Annotated in this window: 24 protein-coding genes; 16 read left to right on the plus strand and 8 right to left on the minus strand. The window is 32.6% G+C overall.

The features are described from left to right. Positions 1-349: 349 nt before the first annotated feature. Positions 350-1051, minus strand: a complete 702-nt coding sequence (locus tag GBH57_RS11175) for a DUF4294 domain-containing protein (RefSeq protein ID WP_151674581.1) — start codon at positions 1049-1051, stop codon at positions 350-352. Between the two features lie 116 nt (positions 1052-1167). On the opposite strand from GBH57_RS11175, the gene GBH57_RS11180 reads away from it, so the two are divergent. The 5 genes from GBH57_RS11180 to GBH57_RS11200 all read left to right on the plus strand — a co-directional run bounded on the left by GBH57_RS11180 (position 1168) and on the right by GBH57_RS11200 (position 7360). Continuing rightward, positions 1168-2253, plus strand: a complete 1086-nt coding sequence (locus GBH57_RS11180; protein ID WP_151674582.1) for a M42 family metallopeptidase — start codon at positions 1168-1170, stop codon at positions 2251-2253. 121 nt (positions 2254-2374) lie between these two features. After that, positions 2375-3451 (plus strand): DNA topoisomerase IB, encoded by a 1077-nt coding sequence (locus GBH57_RS11185; protein WP_151674583.1) that lies wholly within the window; start codon positions 2375-2377, stop codon positions 3449-3451. Between the two features lie 75 nt (positions 3452-3526). Beyond that, on the plus strand, positions 3527-4906 hold the full coding sequence (locus tag GBH57_RS11190; RefSeq protein WP_151674584.1) for a hypothetical protein: 1380 nt from the start codon (positions 3527-3529) through the stop codon (positions 4904-4906). Positions 4907-4979: 73 nt separating this feature from the next. Next, the gene (locus tag GBH57_RS11195; RefSeq protein WP_151674585.1) at positions 4980-6413 is read left to right on the plus strand and encodes an MBOAT family O-acyltransferase; all 1434 of its coding nucleotides are present in this window, start codon (positions 4980-4982) and stop codon (positions 6411-6413) included. A gap of 62 nt (positions 6414-6475) precedes the next feature. Then, entirely contained in the window at positions 6476-7360 is an 885-nt protein-coding gene (locus GBH57_RS11200; protein WP_151674586.1) for a hypothetical protein, read from the plus strand. A 10-nt stretch (positions 7361-7370) separates the two neighbouring features. Here the strand turns inward: GBH57_RS11200 and GBH57_RS11205 are convergent, their stop codons facing one another. Next, positions 7371-8744, minus strand: a complete 1374-nt coding sequence (locus GBH57_RS11205; RefSeq protein WP_507763217.1) for an alanine/glycine:cation symporter family protein — start codon at positions 8742-8744, stop codon at positions 7371-7373. Positions 8745-8835: 91 nt separating this feature from the next. Between GBH57_RS11205 and GBH57_RS11210 the strand changes: the two genes are divergently transcribed. Beyond that, the gene (locus GBH57_RS11210; protein WP_151674587.1) at positions 8836-10083 is read left to right on the plus strand and encodes an acyloxyacyl hydrolase; all 1248 of its coding nucleotides are present in this window, start codon (positions 8836-8838) and stop codon (positions 10081-10083) included. A 54-nt stretch (positions 10084-10137) separates the two neighbouring features. Here GBH57_RS11210 and GBH57_RS11215 read toward each other — a convergent pair whose 3' ends face one another. Both GBH57_RS11215 and GBH57_RS11220 read right to left on the minus strand, forming a co-directional pair. Continuing rightward, positions 10138-11088 carry a phosphoribosylaminoimidazolesuccinocarboxamide synthase gene (locus tag GBH57_RS11215; protein WP_151674588.1) on the minus strand — a complete coding sequence of 317 codons (951 nt, stop codon included), beginning with the start codon at positions 11086-11088 and terminating at the stop codon, positions 10138-10140. A 115-nt stretch (positions 11089-11203) separates the two neighbouring features. Next, positions 11204-12157, minus strand: coding sequence for a PhoH family protein (locus GBH57_RS11220; protein ID WP_151674589.1), 954 nt, complete (start codon positions 12155-12157; stop codon positions 11204-11206). Positions 12158-12278: 121 nt separating this feature from the next. Here GBH57_RS11220 and GBH57_RS11225 point away from each other — a divergent pair, with 121 nt between their 5' ends. The 5 genes from GBH57_RS11225 (at position 12279) to dnaN (ending at position 17132) form a co-directional block, all read left to right on the plus strand. After that, the gene (locus GBH57_RS11225) at positions 12279-13109 is read left to right on the plus strand and encodes an SAM hydrolase/SAM-dependent halogenase family protein (RefSeq protein WP_151674590.1); all 831 of its coding nucleotides are present in this window, start codon (positions 12279-12281) and stop codon (positions 13107-13109) included. Between the two features lie 34 nt (positions 13110-13143). Continuing rightward, complete coding sequence (locus tag GBH57_RS11230; RefSeq protein ID WP_151674591.1) at positions 13144-13443, plus strand: putative quinol monooxygenase; 300 nt, start codon at positions 13144-13146, stop codon at positions 13441-13443. 19 nt (positions 13444-13462) lie between these two features. Next, the gene (gldF, locus tag GBH57_RS11235) at positions 13463-14185 is read left to right on the plus strand and encodes a gliding motility-associated ABC transporter permease subunit GldF (protein ID WP_151674592.1); all 723 of its coding nucleotides are present in this window, start codon (positions 13463-13465) and stop codon (positions 14183-14185) included. After that, positions 14185-15873: a gliding motility-associated ABC transporter substrate-binding protein GldG gene (gene gldG, locus GBH57_RS11240; RefSeq protein ID WP_151674593.1), complete on the plus strand. Its 1689-nt coding sequence runs from the start codon at positions 14185-14187 to the stop codon at positions 15871-15873. The genes gldF and gldG overlap by 1 nt, the downstream gene beginning before the upstream one ends. Positions 15874-16013: 140 nt before the next feature. Further along, positions 16014-17132, plus strand: coding sequence for a DNA polymerase III subunit beta (gene dnaN, locus GBH57_RS11245; protein ID WP_151674594.1), 1119 nt, complete (start codon positions 16014-16016; stop codon positions 17130-17132). An 85-nt stretch (positions 17133-17217) separates the two neighbouring features. Here the strand turns inward: dnaN and GBH57_RS11250 are convergent, their stop codons facing one another. Continuing rightward, positions 17218-17583, minus strand: a complete 366-nt coding sequence (locus GBH57_RS11250) for a DUF4870 domain-containing protein (protein ID WP_151674595.1) — start codon at positions 17581-17583, stop codon at positions 17218-17220. 174 nt (positions 17584-17757) lie between these two features. On the opposite strand from GBH57_RS11250, the gene mnmE reads away from it, so the two are divergent. From mnmE to GBH57_RS16110, 5 genes are all read left to right on the plus strand, one after another. Further along, positions 17758-19155 (plus strand): tRNA uridine-5-carboxymethylaminomethyl(34) synthesis GTPase MnmE, encoded by a 1398-nt coding sequence (gene mnmE, locus GBH57_RS11255; RefSeq protein WP_151674596.1) that lies wholly within the window; start codon positions 17758-17760, stop codon positions 19153-19155. A 74-nt stretch (positions 19156-19229) separates the two neighbouring features. Continuing rightward, the gene (locus tag GBH57_RS11260; RefSeq protein ID WP_151674597.1) at positions 19230-19589 is read left to right on the plus strand and encodes a hypothetical protein; all 360 of its coding nucleotides are present in this window, start codon (positions 19230-19232) and stop codon (positions 19587-19589) included. A 154-nt stretch (positions 19590-19743) separates the two neighbouring features. Beyond that, positions 19744-20022, plus strand: coding sequence for an STAS domain-containing protein (locus GBH57_RS11265; protein WP_151674598.1), 279 nt, complete (start codon positions 19744-19746; stop codon positions 20020-20022). 119 nt (positions 20023-20141) lie between these two features. After that, on the plus strand, positions 20142-20723 hold the full coding sequence (locus GBH57_RS11270; RefSeq protein WP_151674599.1) for a Pycsar system effector family protein: 582 nt from the start codon (positions 20142-20144) through the stop codon (positions 20721-20723). A 29-nt stretch (positions 20724-20752) separates the two neighbouring features. Then, positions 20753-20893: a hypothetical protein gene (locus GBH57_RS16110; protein ID WP_162851991.1), complete on the plus strand. Its 141-nt coding sequence runs from the start codon at positions 20753-20755 to the stop codon at positions 20891-20893. Between the two features lie 23 nt (positions 20894-20916). On the opposite strand, the gene GBH57_RS11275 is transcribed toward GBH57_RS16110, so the two are convergent. From GBH57_RS11275 to GBH57_RS11285, 3 genes are all read right to left on the minus strand, one after another. After that, positions 20917-21375: a COG2426 family protein gene (locus GBH57_RS11275; RefSeq protein ID WP_151674600.1), complete on the minus strand. Its 459-nt coding sequence runs from the start codon at positions 21373-21375 to the stop codon at positions 20917-20919. Positions 21376-21438: 63 nt separating this feature from the next. After that, positions 21439-22998, minus strand: a complete 1560-nt coding sequence (locus GBH57_RS11280) for an NAD(P)/FAD-dependent oxidoreductase (RefSeq protein WP_151674601.1) — start codon at positions 22996-22998, stop codon at positions 21439-21441. Positions 22999-23028: 30 nt separating this feature from the next. Beyond that, positions 23029-24393, minus strand: a complete 1365-nt coding sequence (locus GBH57_RS11285) for a capsule assembly Wzi family protein (protein ID WP_151674602.1) — start codon at positions 24391-24393, stop codon at positions 23029-23031. Positions 24394-24433: the final 40 nt, after the last annotated feature.

The following is a 24433-nucleotide window of genomic DNA, read 5'->3' on the forward strand; positions in this document are numbered from 1 at the left end:
TTTATTTTAATCACTAAAAACAATAACTTTCGTTTTCTTAGCGGCTGCAAATATACCACCGTTTATTCTTAGCAACCAAACAATTTCTAAAGAAAATACTATTTAATTTACATCCAAATCCCAACTCACTGATAACCCATTTGTTGGATGTGAAAATAAATCTAATGAGTTTTACAAATCACTCTTACACTAACGTAAATACGGTTATGAAGGCGCCTCTCGTGACAATAAAAAATTACAGACACCACTAATTTGACCAATTAACTAGAAAAATAAATTGCTAAAAAAAAAGAGCGGACGACTAAATTACTGCTTCTCAACAAACTACACAAGTCTTAAGTGTTTTATTTTATTCTTCCGTATTTATACTATCCCAATGAGAAGAGAGTTCAAAGTAATCAATAGGAAAGGATGGGGCTTGACGTTCTAATATTTCGGCTTGAAAAGATCGCTCTAATATATCCTCAATTAAATAATCTTCTTTAACACTAAAGGGCCTATATTCTTCCTTTATAGATATATCAAACAGATTCGCTGTTGTGTTATACCAAAAAGCCCTCCACCCTGTTCTAAGTTCTTTAACTAAATCAAATGCTGTGCGACCTGTTTGTCTATGAATTAGTTTAACTAAAATCTGGCCTTCGGTACGGGTTAGCTTTTTAAGTTTTTCGGAAAACTCTTCTTCAATGTACTTTTGGATTCGTTTAGTATACTTTCTTCTATCACTCTTTTTAGTAATTCCTTCTAATCTATTAGACATTGTTATTAATCTCTCAGCTGCTAGTTTTGCGTATGGATACACCTTTCTTGTTTTGCGACGTAAAATTAAGTATCGACGACGGTCTTTTTTATTATTAAATGATAGTTTGTTTAACAATACAACTTCTTGTAAATCTATAAACTCTCTAGGAATAGTGTCTCCATCAATTATATAGTAGAAGGTTTCTGGTGCAACCTTAACATTAATACCAGAGCTCAAACTGTCTTGAGCATTGACAGTTCCGCTTACTAGTATGGCAAAAAGTATAATGAAAATATAACGAGACTTCATTGATTAAAATTTCGGTTTAAAAAATTTGTGCTAAAACCATTCCAAAAATAGTAAAATACTGAAGCCCTCTTCATAAGAAATCCCTAATTTTGAAAGGAATAAAAAACTATATACATATGTCAAAATCTATATTAACAAAAAAATCATTAACCTTTTTGGAATCCTATTTAAATAACGCCGCTCCCACGGGTTATGAGTGGGAAGGTCAAAAAATATGGATGGATTACTTAAAACCATATGTTGATGAATTTATTACAGATACTTATGGAACTGCCGTAGCAGTTATTAATCCAGACGCAAAATATAAGGTTGTTATTGAAGGTCACGCTGATGAAATTTCTTGGTATGTGAACTATATTAGTGATAATGGTTTGTTATACGTTATTAGAAACGGTGGAAGTGATCATCAAATTGCTCCTTCTAAAATTGTAAACATTCATACTAAAGAAGGAATTGTTAAAGGTGTTTTTGGTTGGCCAGCTATACATACTAGAAATAAATCTAAAGAAGAAGCTCCTAAGCCAGATAATATATTTATTGATGTTGGTGCAAAAGATAAAGACGAAGTTGAAAAAATGGGAATTCATATTGGTTGTGTAATTACCTACCCAGATCAATTTCATATTTTAAACGAAGATAAATTTGTTTGCCGCGCATTAGATAATAGAATGGGTGGTTTTATGATTGCTGAAGTTGCTCGTTTATTAAAAGAGAACAAAAAGAAATTACCTTTTGGACTATACATTACTAATAGTGTACAAGAAGAAATAGGTTTAAGAGGTGCACAAATGATTGCAGAACGCATCAAGCCAGATGTTGCTATTGTTACCGATGTAACTCACGATACGTCAACCCCAATGATTGATATGAAAAAACAAGGGAAAGCTGAAATAGGTGACGGTCCCGTTATTGCTTATGCTCCAGCTGTACAGCAAAAGCTTCGTGATTTAATAACAGAAACTGCTGAAAAGAAAAACATTCCTTTTCAACGTGCCGCTTTATCGAGAGCTACTGGAACTGATACTGATGCCTTTGCATATAGTGGAAGCGGTGTTGCTTCAGCATTAATTTCTTTACCATTACGCTATATGCATACTACCGTTGAGATGGTACATAGAGATGACGTAGAAAATGTAATTAAATTGATTTATGAAACATTACTAAACATAGAAAATGGTGATACTTTTAGTTATTTTGACTAAAATATTTTCTTAAATTTTAAGGCTTACGCCGAAATTTTAAAACCTTCAAAAAAGCTAATTTTTTGAAGGTTTTATGTTTTACTTAGGATTATTTAAAGAAAAGGTAATGTAATTTTATCATATGAAATTAAACCCTCAAGATGCATTAGCTATTATTAAAGATCCAGAACAAGCTGCGGAATATGCAAACTTGTTTTATGTAACCGAAGAGCAAATGCCTATAACCCGCCACAGAAAAGGAAGAGGGTTTTATTTTAAAAATACTAATCAAAAAATTACTGATCCTTTAGAAATTGACCGTCTAAAGAAATTGATAATTCCACCCGCATGGGAAGATGTAAAAATCACAAACCTCACTAATGGACATCTACAAGCCGTTGGTCGGGACGAAAAAAATAGAAAACAATATCTATATCACAATAAATGGTCTGAGATTAGAAATAAAACTAAGTTTTATAAAATGAGTGCCTTTGGTGCAGCATTACCTAAAATTAGAAAACAGATTGAAATAGATTTAAAGGAAAAGGAAATGACTAAACGCAAATGCCTAGCTTTAGTAATTAACTTAATGGAAGAAACACACATTAGAATAGGTAACAAATACTATGCTAAAAAAAATAAAACTTACGGACTCTCAACTATGCGAACAAAACATATTGAGATACTAGAGGATAAAGTAAAGTTTAAATTTATTGGTAAAAAAGGAAAGCCTAATGAGGTTAAAGTAAAAAGCAAGAAACTACGTAAACTTATTCTACAATGTGAAGAGATTCCTGGCTGGGAATTATTTAAATATTATGACGAAAAAGGAAACCACCAAACAATAGATAGCGGAATGTTAAATGACTACATACATGAAGTTAGTGGAGAACTTTTTTCAGCTAAAGATTTTAGAACTTGGGCTGGAAGCAAAATATTCTTTGAAACTCTAGCAGAATGTGGAATAGCCAAAACAGAAAAAGAAGCTAATAAAAACCTCATCAAAGCTTACGATGCTGCCGCAAAAGGATTAAATAACACTAGAGCAGTTTGCAAGTCTAGTTACATTCATCCCATAATATCAGAAAGTTATACAAATAAGAGTATAAGACCATATATAGAAACCATTGGAAACTCTAATGCATCAACATTATTATCCGTTACAGAAGAATCTATGCTTAAGTTATTGAATACCTACACAATAAATATTAAATCATAATAAAAATATTTAATGCTATCTTAACCTAAAGCTCAAAAAAACCTTTTATTTTTGGTTCAAATCAAAAATAACCTCATGAGAAAAATTGCCTTCCTATTTGCTCTTTCATTTGCTCTTTTAGCCTGTGAAACTGACAATGAAACATTAAATATTAATCAAAATTTGACTTTTGATTCTTTATCCGAAAACAATAATATTGGTAAATACAAAGGGGTATTTACAACGCTAGATTCTGATAGCAGAGCTACTGTTGAGATAACTATCACAGACGCAACTACTTTTGTTGCTACTTTAGGTAACAGAGCCACTGGTAAATTTACATTTGAAGATGGGAGTATTATTTCTGCTATTGCCACAAGATCATTAGAACTAGGAGAAGGAATACAGGATTTAGAATTTACATCTAACGAAATGTCTTTTAGTTTCTCAGTAAATGATGATGGAACTAATCCTAAACTTTCAAACGTAATTTACAATAACAAACCAAGTGCTGTTTTAATAAAAAAACACACTAACAAAGCACCAATTACTCCTATTACAGGAACATACGTTTGTGTTGCTTGTGGAGATCACCCGAATTTAAATGCAGGAAACACACAAACATTCAACGTTGTGGTTTCAGAAGTAGATATGGATGGCTTATTTGATATTTCTACTCAGGTACTATTAGGTTCTACTGAGTTTTTAGGTGACGGGCTTCAAGACGGAAATTGTACTGTTGCTGGTAGTTTAAATACTTGTGATACACTTGGATTTTTTGATGTTGTAGATGGAACATCTATTTCTTGGGATGGAACACATGTATACAACAACCAAACGTCTAGCCCAAGTGACTGTTCTGATTTTGATGGAACATGGTCTTGGACAACTTTAAATTATGGTACAATTTCTGGTACGTATTCAAGTACTGTTTCTGCTTGTGTGCCTACACAGCAAGTAATTGCAATTGAAGATTTTGATGGAGGTTTACCTGCTTGGAGTAGCACCCCTAGCATTGCTTATTTCACAAATGGAAATGGTGATGATTTTTTTGGTCCTTCAGATGGAATGACTGGTGGAAACTCTGACGATGTGAACTTTGCAAACATTACTGGGAACTTTTTATTTGTTCAAGATTTAGCTAATGGTAATGGAGGAACTAATGTAGGAGATCCTGCTACATTGACGTTTGATGATGTAGATGTTTCAACTGCTACAGGGATTACAGTTAGTTTTGATTATGATGTATTTGGTTTTGACAATGGAGATGATGTAGTCTATACAATTGTACTGGACGGTGTTAATCAAACTCCAGTTGAATTAGTTAATGGTTCTTCAAATTTTTCTATAGAAAATAACGAAAGTGTGATGATTCCTGATGGAACATCAACTGTTGGACTCATATTATCAGTAAAACAAAATGGAGGTTCAGATTATGCTGGATTCGATAATTTCAAGATTGAAGGTTTGCGATAAACTTTTTAAAATCTAATTAATAAAAGGCTGCCCATTGGCAGCCTTTTTTATATTTGTAACTTAAATATAGCATGTGCTTTTCAACTCTTTTGATTTTGGATTATTTCTTATCATAGTCTATTCGCTTTATTGGGCGCTTGGCAGAAATAAACGAGTTGCACAAAACGTACTGCTACTTTTAGCTAGTTACTTTTTTTATGGTCTATGGGATTGGCGCTTTTTAGGTTTATTATTTGCCAGTTCGTTAATTGATTATATAGCAGCTTTAAAAATTGATAAATCTTCCAATAAAGCTACCAAGCTCACCTTTTTATGGATTAGCTTAACCTGGAATTTAGGGGTCCTGTTTCTGTTTAAATATTTTGGCTTTTTTGTTGATTCATTTATGTCCTCCTTTTATGATGGTCTAAATGGTACTGATGAAATATTCTGGAAGTTCATTATTCCTGTTGGTTTAAGTTTCTACACGTTCCAGACAATGAGTTATAGTATTGATGTTTACCGAAAAACCATAAAGCCTTCTAAAAACTTAATAGCGTTTTTATGTTTTGTTAGCTTTTTTCCACAACTAGTTGCGGGACCAATAGAAAGGGCAACATCCTTATTACCTCAATTTCAAAAGAAACGTACCTTCGACTATCAAAACTCAAAAGAAGGCTTACGCCAGATTCTATGGGGACTTTTTAAAAAGATTGTTGTAGCAGATAATGTTGCTGTTGTTGTAAATACTATCTACGCTTCTCCAGATGATTATGGGAGTCTTTCATTAGTATATGCCACTACCCTTTTCTTTTTTCAAATCTATTGTGATTTTTCAGGATACAGCGATGTGGCAATTGGTACTGCTAAACTTTTCGGGTTTAAATTAAGCAAGAATTTTAATATCCCATATTTAGCTAAAACTGTAATAGACTATTGGAAACGATGGCATATTACATTAACAAAATGGTTTACAGATTATGTTTATATTCCTATTGTAAAAAATACTAGTAGAAGTTATTTTATAAAGACTTTAGTACTCATACTTACTATGATACTTATAGGTTTATGGCACGGAGCTAAATGGACCTTTGTTATTTTTGGCTTGATACAAGCAATATTTATAGCTTTAGAAAGAGTTAGAATTACTACAAAGAAGAAAACCTACTCTTTACCAATAGCATTAAACAAGGCTCCATTAATTGTTAATTTTATTTATACTAGTGCTATCATTTTAGGTTCAAGTGTTTTTTTTAGAGCTCATGATATACCTACGGCATTACATATTTTTAAACGTATTTTTACCTTTATTCCCTCAGATAATTTTAGTCTTGAAATAGGCTTGAAAGTATTAGTAATACCAATATTAGTGATTGCCGAAGTATTCACAAGAAACAAACCATATCCTCTTTACAATCTAGACAAATACTTTAGTAAGCCTATGCGTTGGGTTATCTATTATTTAATAATATTTTTGATCATACGCTATGCAGGCCCAAAAGAACAATTTATCTATTTTCAGTTTTAATTCTATGCAGTTAAAGTTTATTAAAGGTGCTTTATTTTTTTTTGATACCTATTATTTTAATAATGGCTGTATTAGAATTTCTTGTGATTCAAATGCCCGCTAGCTATAAAAATAATAGTGACTATTTCAATAATGAAAAAGATGAAATAACGGTAATGACTTTAGGCTCTAGCCAAATGGAATCTGCTATTGACCCTACCTATTTTAAACATAAAACAATTTCGCTTGCTTCAAAGTCCCAACATCACGACCTTGACTTTCCTATTTATGCTCAACTTGCTCCTAAAATGAGTAAACTTAAAACTGTGGTTTTCGAACTTTCTTATTCACATCTTGAAATACCGCACAACGGAAATTACTTTTGGAAGAATTCAGTGTATTTAAAATACTACGACGTTAATGCTTTTGAACGTAAAACATATTTTAAAGACGAACTAATGTATCTTTCAAATCCGCACATATTTTCTAGATTATTAGTGAATTACTATATTAAAAAAAAGGACCACTTCAACTTTAATCAATATGGCGTTGATATTTCTAAAAGAAAAGGTTTTTTCGAAAGTGTAAAGTATAGTCCTGATATAATTAAAAATGCTGACCTTGAAATAAGAACGAAAGAGCTACCACAAGTATTTAAACACAATACTGCTTACTTTTATAAAATGCTTGATCACGCTAGTAAAAATAACATGCAGATTGTTGTAACAACTGTTCCTTTGTATAAGGACTATCTAAAAGCTAGAAACCCAAATATCCTTAGAAGAAGAGATAGTGTTTTAAAAGATATAGAACTGAAATATCCAAATTTAAAAGTTTTAAGAAAAGAGGAAGATACATTACATTTCAACATTAGAGATTTTGATAATCAAAACCACCTCAACCCTTCAGGTGCAAATAAATTTAGTACGTTACTTGACAACTTTATAGCACAAAACTTCCCGAAGTAATATTTCAGAATTAGTTTTTCAATGTATTAAAGTATGTAATCGCTGCTTCTTTAACCTTTGGCGCGAGGATAAAAGTACTTAGCATAGTTGGTATGGCCATTATAGCAAAAAAAGTATCAATTAGATTAATCATCATACTTAACGAAGTTGTCGCCCCAACAATAATACTTCCTAAATAGATGTAATTATAAAGGTTTTTATATTTGGTCCCAAAGAGAAATGCCATACATTTTGTTCCATAATAAGAATATGAAAATAAAGACGAAACACTAAAAACAACTATACAAAGTAAAAGTGCATATTTACCATAACTTAAAATACCTGCTTCAAAAGCATTTACTGTTAAACTAACACCACTATCACTAGTTTCCTGCCATACACCAGTTACTAAAATAGCAAGTGCCGTTAAGGTGCAAATTATTAATGTATCGATTGCTGGCCCTAGCATTGCTACTAACCCTTCGCGTATTGGTTCATTTGTTTTAGCTGCTCCATGAGCCATAGGCGCTGTTCCTATTCCTGCTTCGTTAGAAAATGCTCCACGACGAATTCCTAATAGAATTAGACCCCCTACAACACCTCCTAAAAAAACATCACCCTTATAGAAGTTTGCTGAAAACGCATCTGTAAAAATCAATGAAAAGTATTTTGGTAATTCAGCTATATTATTACCCAAAATAATAAAAATCATAATAACATATAAAACCACCATTGCAGGTACAATTTTACTTGCGGTTTTACTTATTCTAGAAATCCCTCCAAGAATAACTATCCCTGTAATAATGCATAGCACAATTCCAATAACCAAATTACTTTGAAAACCTGTGTAAATCCCTAATGGTTTAACTACAATATCATTTAAAGCTTGCGTAAGTTGGTTCACATTAAATACAGGAAGTGCTCCAACTAAGCCTGCGGTACTAAATATAATAGCTAAAGGTTTCCATCGTTTCCCCAAACCTTCCATAATAACATACATAGGACCTCCTTGCACATCACCTTTATCATCCTTACCCCTATATAATACCGCTAATGTCCCTGTAAAAAACTTTGTAGACATCCCAATAACAGCACTTACCCACATCCAGAAAACAGCTCCCGGACCTCCTATTGATATCGCTACAGCAACTCCTGCAACATTTCCCATACCTATAGTAGCAGACAATGCAGTAGTTAAAGCTTGAAAATGACTTATCTCGCCAACATCTTTTTCATCATCATATGTACCTCTTAATACAGAAATAGCGTGGCCTAAATATCTAAAAGGTAAAAACCTGATATAAAAAAGCAATCCTACTCCTCCACCTACTAATAATATTAGTAATGGTAAACCCCAAGCATTTGAAGCCATCTCAGAAATAAACGAATCAATAGTTTTAAGCAAAGCTGAAATTTTAAAGGGTGAAAAATTGTTTTTGCAAATCTAAGAGTAATAAATTTTGATATTTGAGCCGAATCGTTTTATTTGCATTATAATGAACAAACTGTTTACACTCCTTTTAATCTCTTTATCTTTTAGTGTTTTAGCACAACAAGATTCCCTTTGGAAAAAGCAAGCACGTATTTACACTCCAGAAATACTCTTAGGACAAACTTTTGCTTCAAATGATGGTTTTCCAGATCGCGGTAAACATAAACAATTGCTTTTTCAATTTGGGAGAAATCATCAAAATAATCCACAAGAATGGGCACAACGTTATAAAGGAATCAAAACTGGAGTAGGTTTTGGTATAACCGATTTTGGAAACTTAGACAGTTTAGGAGTTGCTTTTACAATAATACCTCAAGTTGAGTTTAATGCTTTTGGATCTAAACGTTTTAGTACTGTTGTAGGTTTAGGTGCATCCTACTTTACAAAAAACTATGATCCTATAACAAACCCAAATAACCAAGCTGTAACTACAGACTATACTTGGGCGTTTAGGTTATTTCTACATTATAAATTTTATAAAGGAAATAGCATAGATTGGCGTATAGGTGCTGGATACTCTCATCATTCTAATGGACATACCAAGTTATTAAACCAAGGTTATAATTCTATCCTCTTTTCAGTTTCTGGCGAAGTACATCAGGCTCCTAAAGTTTCAGAAAGGAAACGAATTAATAGTCTTAAAAAATCTAGGTATAAATTTATTGATGCGCGTTATGGGCAAGGTTTCCAAGTATTGGGATTAGCTTTTAATAAAAATAAACCTGTTTATACAGGAGCAATTACATTTGGGAATGTATATAACAATTCTTTAAAGATTGGTGTTGGAGCTCATTACAGGTTTTATCAAAACTACTACGATTATATACAAGACAATGAATCGCTTGTAAGAGATGGTAAAGAATTTGAAAATTTTAGAGAACGACCTTTTTATTATGCAAGTAATTTAGGAATACATGTTAATACTGAGTTTTTACTAAATCATTTTGGAATTGATATCACTGTGGGATACAATATTTACAAACCCGGATATCAAATTGATTGGCGTATTAATGAAGGGTGGGACAATACTCCAAGAGAAATTACAGACACTTGGATGTTGGGTGAGTTTAATTCTAAATATCATTTAAAGAAATCTATTTCTACAAGAATGGGGCTTAAATATTATCTTTTTGGTACACACACATACAGAAAACAGAATTACTATATAGGTGCACACCTCAACTCTAATTTAGGTCAGGCAGATTTTACTGAAGTTAGTATAGGCTACACTTACAACTTTAGGTTAAAATAAAAGTCCCTCTCGAAAAATTCGAAAAGGACTTTAAGAAATTGATTTTAATATAGACTACTTACTGAAATAAGCAGCTACATTTTTTTCTATCCTATCATTAATATCTGAAACATCTGCTTTTATAAATTTCTCACCAGTAATATTTTCATAAAGTTCGATATATCTTTCTGAAACTGTTTCAATATATTCATCACTCATAAAAGGCACAGTTTGTCCTTCAAGACCTTGAAAATCATTTTTGATTAACCATTGGCGTACAAACTCTTTTGATAATTGTTTTTGAGGTTCGTTTGCTGCTTGGCGTTCTTCATAACCTTCAGCGTAAAAATAACGTGAAGAATCTGGCGTATGTATTTCATCAATTAATACAATTTTACCATCTTTCGTTTTACCGAACTCATATTTAGTATCCACTAAAATTAACCCTCTTGAGGCTGCTATTTCAGTTCCGCGTTTAAAAAGTTTCCGAGTATAATCTTCTAGAACTAGATAATCTTCTTCAGAGACAATGTTACGCTTTAAAATTTCGGCGCTGCTAATGTCTTCATCATGATCACCCATTTCAGCTTTAGTTGCTGGAGTAATTATAGGTGAGGGAAATTTATCATTTTCCTTCATTCCTTCTGGCATTTCCACTCCACACAAAATACGCTTACCTGCTTTGTATTCTCTTGCAGCGTGACCACTCATATAACCTCTAATAACCATTTCTACTTTAAATGGATCGCAGGCTACACCTATAGCGACGTTAGGATCTGGAATTGCTGTTAACCAATTAGGCACAATATCTTCCGTGTCGCGCATCATTTTTGTCGCTATTTGGTTTAATATTTGTCCTTTGTATGGAATTCCTTTAGGCATTACAACATCGAAGGCGCTTAGTCTATCTGTTGCGACCATTAATAGTTGGTCATTTTCTAATGTGTAAACTGAACGTACTTTTCCATGGTATACATTTTTTTGCCCTGGGAAATTGAAATTGGTTTCTATGATGGTATTACTCATTTTTGAAATCTAAGTTGAAATTGAATATCGAACGATTCGATGCTAATTCAATTGCTATTAATATTTAGTATAGGTGTTATTGAAGTTATTTAAAATTTCGGAAGAAAAATTGATGCTAGTCTAAATTTTCAATTTTTTTATAGGCAGCAATTACTTCTTTTACAAGGCGGTGTCTAATAACATCTTTATCATCAAGATGAACAATTCCCACTCCTTTTACATCGTTTAATACTAAAAGTGCTTCCTTAAGTCCCGAAATTACACGACGTGGTAAATCTATTTGGCCAGGGTCTCCTGTAATCATAAACTTAGCACTTTTACCCATACGCGTTAAAAACATTTTCATTTGTGCGTGTGTGGTATTTTGAGCTTCATCAAGTATTACAAAAGCATTGTCTAAAGTACGTCCACGCATAAATGCCATAGGGGCAATCTGGATAACTCCTTTTTCTACATACGATTCTAGTTTTTCGTGAGGTATCATATCGCGAAGCGCATCATATAATGGCTGCATATATGGATCTAGTTTGTCTTTTAAATCTCCTGGCAAAAACCCTAAATTTTCTCCTGCTTCCACTGCTGGCCTAGTTAGTATTATTCGTTTTACTTGTTTTTCCTTTAAGGCTTTTACTGCGAGAGCAACTCCTGTATAGGTTTTACCTGTACCTGCTGGTCCAACAGCAAAAACCATATCATTTTTATTCATTAACTCAACAAGCTTTCGTTGGTTTGCAGTTTGTGCTTTGATTAGTTTACCACTAACACCGTGCACAAGTACTTCGCCACTTTTGGGAGTACTTTCATAGTCGTCTTTGCTTCGACTTAAAAGTACACGTTCAATTACGTTTTCGTCAATTTTATTATACTTAGCAAAGTGATCTAACAACATTGTTATTCGCCTATCAAACTCTTCTAATACATCTTGGTCACCATAAGCTTTCACTTTATTGCCTCGTGCTACAATTTTAAGTTTTGGAAAATATTTTTTTAGAATATCAATATTTGAGTTTTGATTTCCAAAAAAATCTCTTGGACTAATTTCCGTTAGTTCTATAATAAGTTCGTTCAAAAGCGTGTTTATTAAAAAGCTGTTTATAATATTCTATTTATATAGGTAAATATAGTTTTTCTACTCCTAAAAGTAGTTTAAATTTGTCTTACTAGTTTCAACAAAATATCAACAATCCTTTATGCCCATAATTACCCTTACTACAGATTTTGGTGAGAAAGATCACTTTGCAGGTGCGGTTAAAGGCGCAATCTATAGTGAACTTAGCGATATTAAAATTGTTGATATCTCACATTCTGTAGCTCCGTTTCATATTACTGAGGCTGCTTATATTATACAAAATGCTTACAGTAGTTTCCCTCCAGGAACTATACATATTGTGGGTATTGACAGTGAACTCAATCCAGAAAATAAGCATATTGCCGTTTTACTAGATGGCCATTATTTTATTTGTGCAAACAATGGAATTATTTCTATGCTCGCAAACGAGATACGACCGGAGAAAATTGTTGAAATCAATATTCACGATCGTATTCTTACCAATTTCCCAGTTTTAGACGTATTTGTTAAAGTTGCTTGTCACATTGCTAGAGGTGGAACGTTAGAAGTAATTGGTAAAACTATTGAAACCATTAAAGAAATTAGAGGTATAGACCCTCATATTAATAATGATGAAACGCAAATAGTGGGGAGCGTAATCTATATTGATAACTACGGAAATGTTATTACAAATATTAAAAAAGCACACTTTGAAAAAGTGGGTAAAGGCCGGCCTTTTTCAATAACATCGCGCACTGCAAGTTTTAACACAATATATAATAATTATAGTGATGCAATTGATTTTGGTACACCTGCAGATAAACGAGATGAAGCAGGTAAAAAAATAGCATTGTGGAATTCTAGTAATTATCTCGAACTTGCTATTTACAAAAGTAATCCTGCTACAGTGGGTAGCGCTGCTTCTCTCTTTGGACTTGAATATAGAGAAGTAATTACTATCAATTTTAAATAACACGCTTTATCTATTAAAAAAACCAATACATTATATGTTTACTAGAATTGTAAAAATGGAATTTGAAGCCGAAAATGTATCAGCATTTTTAGCTAATTTTGAACTTGTAAAACATAAAATTAGAGAATTCCCGGGTTGTTGTCATCTTGACCTTTTACAAGATAAAGCAAATGACACCATTTTTTTCACATATAGTAAATGGGAACACCCAAACGATTTAGAAAAATATCGTAAAAGCGAATTGTTTAAAGGCGTTTGGGCAACAACGAAGCCTATGTTTCGTTCTAAAGCAGAAGCTTGGAGTGTTTCAACTATGGAAGTTTTACCAATCTAAAAAAAGGAAAAAACAACTAATGCTTGCACTTATAAAAAAAGAATTAAACACGTTTTTTACCAGCCCCATTGGTTATTTGGTAATAGGGGTATTTCTACTTATTAATGGACTGTTTCTTTGGGTTTTTGACGGAAACTTTAATGTCTTTAATGCTGGTTTCGCAGATTTAAATGCCTATTTCGAATTAGCCCCTTGGATATTATTATTCCTAATACCTGCCATTACAATGCGTAGCTTTAGTGACGAGTTAAAAATGGGAACCTTAGAGTTATTACTTACTAAACCAATCTCGACATTACAACTAGTATTAGGTAAATACGTAGGCGCTTTTCTATTAGTACTTATTGCGCTAATACCTACTCTACTCTATATTTACACCATTAGTAGTTTAAAAAGTGAAGAAAGTATTGTAGACATGGGTAGCATTTTTGGCTCCTATTTAGGCTTATTTTTTTTAGTTGCGTCCTATACAGCAATTGGTGTATTTACTTCTGCACTTACTAGCAACCAAATTGTTGCTTTTATTAGTGCTGTACTAGCCTGCTTTTTATTGTATTACGGTTTTGAAGCTATTGCCGAAATATTCAACACATCAACAAATATTGCTGCAATTGGATTAAAGCACCATTACGATAGTATTGCACGTGGCGTAATTGACACAAGAAACCTAATATACTTTATTAGTATTGCAGCTTTATTTGTAGCACTCACTTCTGTTCAACTTAAGAAAACTCAATCGTAATGAACAGCAACATAAAAAATATTATCGGTTTTATTGTCATTCTCATTACTGTAAATGTGATTGGAAATTATATATATGCTCGTTTCGATTTAACGCAAGACAAACGATATACAGTTTCGCAAGCAACTAAAGATCTAATTGAACCTATCGATTCTCCTTTAGTCATTGATGTTTTTTTAGAAGGAACCCTTCCGTCTGAATTTAGAAAACTTCAAACAGAAACTAAACAACTATTGGCTGAATTTCAATCAGAAAATAAAAACATAGCTTTTACATTTCTAAATCCATTGGATGGTGAAAATGACCCAATAAAAGTACAAGAACAACTTTTTTCAATGGGAGTTACTCCTGCCGAAGTTGAAATAAGAGACAATGGAAAAATTACTATTGAGCAAGTTTATCCTTGGGCATTAGCATCATATGCTGGGAAATCTGTAAAAATCCCTTTGCTTAAAAACACTTTAGGAGCTACTTCTCAAGAACGTGTGAATAATTCCATTCAAAATTTAGAATATGCTTTTGCTAATGGGTTTCAGAAACTTATTTCAACTAAAAAGAAAAGTGTTGCTATATTAAAAGGTAATGGTGAATTAGATGATACAAAGCTGGCTAGTTTTTTAAAAAATATTAAAGGCTATTATGGTATCGCTCCATTTGTATTAGATAGTGTTTCTATTAATCCAGAACGTACCTTAAAGCAATTATTAAACTATGATTTAATTGTAGTTGCTAAACCAACCGAACCATTTAGCGAAGCGGAAATTTATGTACTCGATCAATATATTATGAACGGTGGTGCTTCACTATTTTTAGTTGATAATGCCTTTCAGCAAATATTTCCTGAAACTGGTGTTCCCTATTTAGTTCAAGAGGATTTAGGGTTAAACAATTTGTTTTTTAAATATGGATTGCGTATTTCATCTAAGCTTGTAAAAGATATGTATAGTGCTCCTATTGTACTAGCACAAGGCACAGAAGATGATTCGCAATATAATAGCTATCCCTATTTTTATTACCCATTAACTGCAAGTGCAAATGCACACCCAATAGTTACAAACCTTGAAGCGGTTAGATTTAGCTATGCATCAGCTTTAGAATTATTAGAATCTACAAATAACAAGACGGTTTTATTAAGCAGTTCGCCAATTACGGGATTAGTTTCCTATCCTGCGGCTTTAAACTTTGATGTTGATATCCCTCACTTTTTACAAACAGTAAATGAGGGACCTAACCCTGAAGAATTTTCGGCTGGAGAGCAACCTTTGGCTGTTTTATTAGAAGGCACCTTTACTTCGGCTTTAAAGAACAGAATTAAACCCTTTAAAATTTCAGATAAACAACTACCTAAAGATGAAAGCATTGCTACTAAAATGATTGTTATTAGTGACGGCGATGTTATTGCAAATGATATGGACAAAGGCCGTCCACTACCTACTGGCTTTGACAAGTTGACGCAAACTATGTATGGTAATAGCGATTTTTTACTCAATAGCGTTAATTACTTGCTTGACGAAAACGGACTTATAAACATACGAACCAAGGAAATTGCAATTCCATTTCTAGATCAACAGAAAGTGATTACAGAACGGACGCGCTGGCAGGCAATAAACTTGCTGCTTCCACTAGGATTATTGGCAATTTTAGGAGTTATTTTTAGTTATATCCGCAAACGCAAATACCAGCAATAAGTGTTAATAAGTTGGTTTTATATTGCGTAGTAATTGAGATATATTTGTATTTCGGCTATGCCCTATTATTAATGAAGAATTTGATAAGTTTTAGTGCCTAGCTTGTAGTTTTTAGACTTAATTTTATAGAAAATAAACAGATGAAATTTATCGTATCTAGTTCGTACCTATTAAAACAATTACAAGTTTTAGGTGGTATTATTAATAATAATAACACACTGCCTATTTTAGACAATTTCTTGTTTGATTTAGATGGAAAATCACTTACCGTTTCAGCTTCAGATTTGGAGACTACTGTTTCTTCTCATCTTGATGTAGAAAGTAGCGAACACGGAAAAGTTTGTATTCCTGCTCGTTTGTTATTAGACACGTTAAAAACATTTCCTGAGCAACCGCTTACCTTTACAGTTGAAGATAATAATACTGTAGAGATTAGCTCTAACCATGGTAAGTATGCTCTTGCATATGCATCTGGAGAAGAGTTTCCAAGTGCTGTAGACCTAAAGGATCCTTCATCTACTGTTATGCAAGGTGATATTCTTGCAACGGCAATTAGTAAAACTATTTTCGCTAGTGGAAACGATGATTTACGCCCTGTAATGAGTGGTGTGTTTTTTCAGTTCTCTACAGAGAGTTTGACATTTGTTGCGACTGATGCTCACAAATTAGTGAAGTACACTCGTAATGATGTAAAAGCAACTGAAACGGCAGAATTTATAATGCCTAAAAAACCATTAAACTTGCTTAAAAGCATTCTTGCAGGTAGCGAGGATGAAGTTACAATTGAATATAACGAAAGTAATGCAAAGTTCTCATTTGACAATACTGTACTTATTAGTAGATTAATTGATGGAAAATATCCTAATTACGAAGCGGTTATCCCTAAAGAAAACCCAAACCAATTAAGTATTGACCGTAATCAATTTTTAAATAGTGTACGTCGTGTATCTATTTTCAGTAATAAAACAACACATCAAATTAGATTAAAAATTGCGGGTGCTGAGTTGAATATTTCAGCTGAAGACATTGATTACAGTAATAAAGCAGAGGAGCGTTTAACTTGTGATTATCAAGGAGACGATATGCAAATAGGATTTAACTCTCGTTTTTTAACTGAAATGTTAAATAACCTTTCAAGTGATGAAGTTTCATTAGAAATGAGCTTACCTAACAGAGCAGGAATTTTGACTCCAGTTGATGGTCTTGATGAAGGTGAAGTTGTTACAATGCTTGTTATGCCAGTAATGTTGAACGCATAAAGAACACACACATAAATTTAAAAAATCCCCACAATTATATAATTGTGGGGATTTTTATTAAATAAAATACCAATGTATTAATTGACTAATATTTTAGAAATTCAAATGTTAACCAAAGCAATGGATCTTCTCCATTAGTAGCCCTCAATGCATTTATTATAGGTAATACGACTGAAACAACTCCTATAACTATTAACATTAGTATCCCTAATCCTAATGCAAATATTAATGGAATACTAACAAGAGCCAAAAGTATTATAGATATCTGAAAATTGATAATTGTTTTCCCATGGTAATCCATTCCTTGAATATCATCTTTTTTAGTGGCCCAAACAATTAATGGCGCTATTAATCCTCCAAAACCAGTAAATACTGTTGCTAATTGTAACAAATGAGTTACCATTAATAAGTTTGTGTCTTTCTTTTTAGCAGTGTGATTTATAACTTCCATAGCGAGATTGGTTTTAGTTTAAATACTAACTTTAGTATCCTTCTTTGTGTTCACTTTATCTGTCTTAATAGTTAAAATATTGTTACACTTATTTTTTTAAATAGAATTGAAAATTCAATTTTTCAATTGGAAAACTCCCCTAGTTTATACTTTATAAATAGCTATTTTTGCCATATGACACATAATGACACCATTGTAGCATTAGCAACACCTTCTGGCGCAGGAGCCATCGCAGTAATTAGACTTTCAGGAGAGAAAGCTATTACAATTGCTTCGGAAATATTCCATTCGATATCAAATAAGCAATTAAAAAAGCAAAAATCACACACAGTACATTTAGGACATATAAAAGATGGAAACCGTGTAATCGATGAAGTACTTGCTACTATTTTTAAAAACCCACATAGTTATACTGGTGAAGATGTTATTGAAATGTCATGCCATGGAAGTCCGTTTATACAGCAAGAAATAATACAATTATGCCTTAGAACAGGGGCGCGAATGGCTACTGCTGGTGAGTTTACACTGAGAGCATTCCTTAATGGTAAAATGGATTTAAGTCAAGCAGAAGCCGTTGCAGACCTTATTGCTAGTGATAGTGAAGCAAGTCATCAACTTGCCATACAGCAAATGCGAGGTGGTTTTTCAACCGAAATATCTAGGCTTCGAGAAGAGCTTTTAAATTTTGCCTCCCTTATAGAATTAGAATTAGACTTTGCTGAAGAAGATGTCGAATTTGCAAATAGAGATGATTTTCAAAAACTAATTTCAAAAATTTCTTTAGTATTAAAAAGGTTAATTGACAGTTTTGCAACTGGAAATGTATTAAAAAATGGTATTCCTGTGGCAATTGTAGGCGAACCAAACGTTGGTAAATCAACATTACTCAATGCCCTTTTAAATGAAGAGCGCGCCATTGTTAGTGATATAGCCGGAACAACTAGAGATACGATTGAGGACGAGTTAAACATTGGAGGAATTGGATTTCGATTTATTGATACAGCAGGAATTAGAGATACTACAGATACCATTGAAGGATTAGGAATTAAAAAAACATTTGAGAAAATAGAACAAGCACAAGTAGTTTTGTATTTGATTGACAGTTCTCAATTTATTCAGAATAATAAAAAATTAGAAAATCTAAAAATTGAAATTAGCAAAATCAAAAACCAATATCCACAAAAAGCATTAGTAGTGATAGGTAATAAAGCCGATAAAATTTCAGATGAAACTAGTCAGCTTATGCGTTCTGAAGTTGAGAATTTACATTTAATTTCAGCTAAGACCGGACAAGGTGTTGAAGATCTTAAAAACACGCTTCTCGATTTTGTAAATACTGGTGCTTTAAGAAACAACGAAACAATTGTTACTAATACACGCCATTACGACGCATTATTAAAAGCATTAGAAGAAATAAACAAAGTACAAGAAGGAATCGACATAGGTCTTTCTGGAGATTTAATGGCTATTGATATTAGGCAGGCCTTATATTATTTTGGAGAGATTACCGGTGAAATTACAAATGATGATTTACTTGGAAATATTTTTGCTAATTTCTGTATTGGGAAGTAAATTCAATTGAACATTTTGTAAAAAAAGAATAGTTAACTATAACTAAATACAAATAATAAAAAACATTACTAAAAATGAATGTTGAAGATTTAGTTGGTAGTTTTAATATACTTGGAAGCAATCAAGATGCGGATGGAGAAAATTACAAAGGTACTCTAGAATTGACTTTGGATGAACATAACAGAATAACAGCTGAATGGCTTATAAACGAAAACCAAAAACAGTCCGGAACAGGCTTTTTTAAAAATGACATCTTAGTTATTAATTTTAATTATTTAGGCAACAACGATTTAACTTACAAAGGGGTCGTAGTGTATACATGTATTACAAAAGATATATTAGATGGTTTTTGGTCAGAAAAACACGGAGATCCACGTTTTCTTGGCGAGGAACGTTGTTTTAGAATAAGTGTCACCAATAATATGGTTAATTAACCTATACCAACATTCTACACTCCTACTCAATAATTGACCCCATTAACAATTACTTTGAACTACACTTAAATGCAACTCATCGAATTATAAAATAAAAAAGCTTAGTTATTAGTGATATTTGTATAAGAAAAATAGAATCATTAAAACTATCATTATGGCTTTACAAATAATCGAACAAAACGGTACATTTCAATTAAGAGGAATAATAAATGAGAGCACAACTAGATCATTAATTATTCAGTTTGAACATCTAGTACAAAAAGGTCATAAAATAACTATAAGTACTGATCAAGTTAGTTTTATTGATAATTGCGGTGTTGAGGCTTTCAAAACATTAATGGCTATTGCATTACAAAACAACAGCGAATTTTCAATTATAGGAAAAGGAAGTAAAGACATTTATGAAGATTTTTATAGCACAATAGCTGCTTAGTCTATTTTTCTATAGATTTTAAGCTTTAGCTAAAATTAAGCTGTATCACCTACTTTAATTCTAACTAATAGAAAAAATCTCAGTATCTTTCGCATTACCTTATTGGTTAATTATATCTAATGGATAACAGTGCGAAACTTAAACAAATGATTGAGGACAATAGCCCAGAGAGAGCTATACAGTCATTTTATAGGCAAGTGCTAGATAATCACCTTAGGCTTAGTGACCTTGCTGATTCTAAAGCAAATACCCTTTTATATATCAATGCTATTCTCATTTCATTATTTGCAGCTTCATTATTTTCAAAGTTTGATGTTGAATCAAACAAATATTTAATTATTCCATCATTAGTACTTTTAACATTTAGCTTAATTGTTATATATCTATCTGTTTTAGTAACAAACCCTAAGGTTTCCAGTGGTAAATTTACAATAGAAGATATTGAAAGTAATAATGTAAATTTAATGTTCTTCGGAAATTTCTATAAAATGGATCTTGATGTTTATGAAGATGCAGTGAAAAAAAGTTTAAAGTCCAAAGAAAAAATTTACGGTATGCTTACTAAAGACCTCTATTTTCAAGGAGTAGTTTTAGATAAAAAGTACAGATTACTAAAAACTACTTATACGGTATTTATATGCGGATTACTTATTAGCTGTGGCTTTTTTGCGGTAGCTTATAGTTTAACTCAAGTAGGATAATTTCTATTATAAAAATTAGACATAATAATATGGCTAAAAAAGGAAAAGCAAAAAACACAAAAAATAAGGCTAAGCACTCCAAGCTAATGGCCCAAAAAAAGAATAGATTAGTTTCAGAAAAAGAGTTAAGAAAAATAAGACTCAAAGAAATAATTGCTAAGTCTAAATAAGTTTTTTTAACAAGTATTAGCTGCTAATTAACGCCATTATAGGCTAATATAGTTGTTACCCAAACTATAATGGATGAAAACGTAATTCCAATACAATTTGCTACAAAAGCCGATTTACGCTCTATTTTAAAAAGATACGTCGCAATACTACCCGCATAAACCCCAGTTCCAGGAAGAGGTATCATTACAAAAAAGATAAGTCCCCAAAATCCATAACGCTGAATTTTATCTCCTGAACCTACTTTTGCTCTCTTAGCAATCCAAATTGCCGTTTTCTTATACTTTCTCCATTGTAATAATCTACGATTAATATTATCAAGAAAAAACATCATTATAGGGAATACTAATATATTGGCAACCAGACAAATTAAGAGAACCCAGTAAATATTTAAGTCGTGAAATATTCCGTAAGGGATTCCTACCTTTGCTTCTCCAAAGGGTGAAATACTCCATAAAAAAGATATAATGCTGTCTTTAATCACTGCGTTTTGTCGTTATACAAAGGTAACGCTACTTTAAATTAATTATGCGTAAAGTGAACAATTTTAAGAATTATTTAATTTTAATTCGATTGCATCAATACAATTAATTCCATCAATTGCTGCAGATATTATTCCGCCTGCATAGCCTGCTCCTTCAGCGCAAGGATAAAGTCCCGAAATTTCAACATGTTCTAACGTATCTGGATTACGAGGTATCAATATTGGAGAGGAGGTTCTGCTTTCTGGAGCGTGTAGTACGGCATCATTAGTATAGAATCCCTTCATTTTGTTTCCATACACTACAAATGCTTTCTTTAATCTATTTGCTAGCATTGGAGGCAATACTTTGTTTAAATCAACACTAGTTATACCTGGTTGATATGATGTTTTTGGAAAATCTTCTGAAATTTTACCTTCAACAAAATCAACCATTCGCTGCGCTGGAACATTCTGAGTTTTTCCAGCAGCAACCCAACAATCATGCTCTACTTTCTTCTGAAAGTTTAAACACACAAAAGGATCATTTTCTTTATAATTTGGTAAATCCTTAGGAGCAACACTTACTACAATACCTGAATTAGCATAAGGGTTATTTCGTTTACTAGGGCTCCATCCGTTTGTAACCACCTCGTCAGTATCCGTAGCACAAGGAGCTATAATACCTCCAGGACACATACAAAACGAATACACACCTAAACCATCAACTTGATGCACTAAAGCATACGATGCTGGCGGCAAATTAGGATTGTCACAATCGCCGTGATATTGAATTGAATCAATTAATTCCTGTTGATGTTCTACACGAACTCCAATAGCAAAGGGCTTTGCTTCAATTTTAATATTTCGGCTATAAAGCAATTCAAAAATATCTCTTGCAGAATGTCCTGTCGCTAAAATAACATTAGAATAAGACACCCATTTATCATCATTAAACTGAAGTTCTTTAATAGCTGATTCTTCAACTTTAAGATCTGTCAATTTTGTATTAAAATGAACTTCACCTCCATTATCCTCAATAGCTTCTCGCATTGCTGTAATAATTTTCGGTAATTTGTTGGTTCCTATATGTGGATGTGAATCTACAAGAATATCAGCATCAGCTCCAAAATGAACAAACCACTGCAATGCCTTTAGCACATTACCCCTTTTTTTAGAACGCGTATAAAGTTTTCCATCGGAATACGTACCTGCACCTCCTTCTCCAAAACAATAGTTACTTTCTGGATTTACAATATGATCTTTATTCAACAATGCAAGATCTCTACGTCTTGTACGCACATCCTTTCCTCTTTCATAAACTATTGGCTTAATTCCTGCTTCAATAGCTCTCAAGGCAGCATATAACCCTGCAGGACCTGCACCAATAATTGCAACTTCTTTCCCTGCTGAAATTTTCTTGGGTGTAAAAACAGGCAGTTCCTCACGAACCTCCCCTTCTTTCCAAAATTCTATTTGAAGATTGATTTTAATCCGCTTATTTCTAGCATCTATTGAACGTTTTCTAATTCGCCAATCACTAATATCAATTCGTCTTAATTTAGCTTTTTCTAAGGCTGTTTCCAAGATGAACCTTTCATCTTCTTGTTGCCTAGGTAATATTGAAATTTGAACAAGTACGCTCATTTAATTTATTTGTACGTTTTAAAACTAGTATTACTTTGAAAAAGTATAACAATAAGAAATCCCTACCGCTACGGTATTGTAAGTGTATGATGGCAAATCTAATCCTGCTAGCAGTTTTATATTATGAAACTTTCTATAAGTATAACCTAAATGGGCTGCAGCGTAAAAATCTTTTTTGGGAGTCTCAAACTCTGCTTCTCCAAATCTCCCAAGATTTTTAGAATAACTAGCCTTTAAATTCCAAGTTATAGAATTGATTTCCCCTGTTACACCAAGATGGTGAACCTGAAATCTAGTACCTTCAAATGATCCAGTCGATAATACTCCATCATTATTTCGAACTCTCTTAAAAAAAGGATTTCCTATAATATTTTGCTCATAACTCCAACCACTATTATACACTAAATTACCAAAATAACCATCGGTTCTATTATTAGTTCTAGTATTACTTTGGCTACGTGTATCTACATATTCATACAATATAGCTTTGATAAACCTATTTGAATTAGGTTTATATGTAAGTCCCCAAACTCCATCAGGGAAGTTTTGAAATCTGGTACCTGAACCATCCTCAAAAGGATGTTCGTGATAAAATGAAAAGTCTCCAGAAGTTGAAGTAAAATCATATTTAAATAAAAACGAACCTAAGTGATTACCAACTGCATTTTGTATTTCTCCTTCTACTCCAAGTTCGGTTGTCTTATTTGCAATAAAAACATTCCAGTAAGCACCAATATCACTTTTTAATTCGCCAAAACGAGGTGATGTACCGGCCCATTGAACAAAATGTTGTATACCTGCGGTTACTCTACTCTTTTCAGATAATTGAACTATTAGATTAACTCTTTTATAATGAAGTCTTGTATTGTCAACAAAGCGCTCATCATTGAGTTGATAATGTGCTATTCCCCAATCAAGTTCAAAACCTTTGAACAATTTTAATGGCTCATTAGCTTCAATAAGTAATCCTGGAAGTGGCCTTGCGTTATTAGAATACAAATAATTTTGGTTTGTAGTTGACAAGCCAAAAAATGCTTCATCCCATTGTTTTGAGCCGAGAGTTATTTTAAGCCAACTATTTTTTAATTGCAAGTATAAATCTCTACGTTGAATATTGTCTTCAACTCCATCTCTGGCAAACACATATGCACCTGTTTCTAAAGAGAAATTTGAGAAATCGTAGGAATAGAAACCATTAATTGCACCAGAGAAATTAGTTAATTCACTAAATTCAGTTCCAGTATTTGCTTGCAACCAAAATGGAATTTCATCTTGTGAAGAGCGTATGGCCGTAGATGATATTTCAGCTTTATAGTTAGAATTTTGGGCATAAGTTCCTATTGTGCTTAAAAAAAAGTAAGCAGCAATAAGTCTAAATAAAATGCATTGATTCATTTTCTTTTAGATAATTCTATTAATACTCTAGGAACATATG

It is taken from the genome of Patiriisocius marinus (assembly GCF_008974325.1).
Classification (GTDB): domain Bacteria; phylum Bacteroidota; class Bacteroidia; order Flavobacteriales; family Flavobacteriaceae; genus Patiriisocius; species Patiriisocius marinus.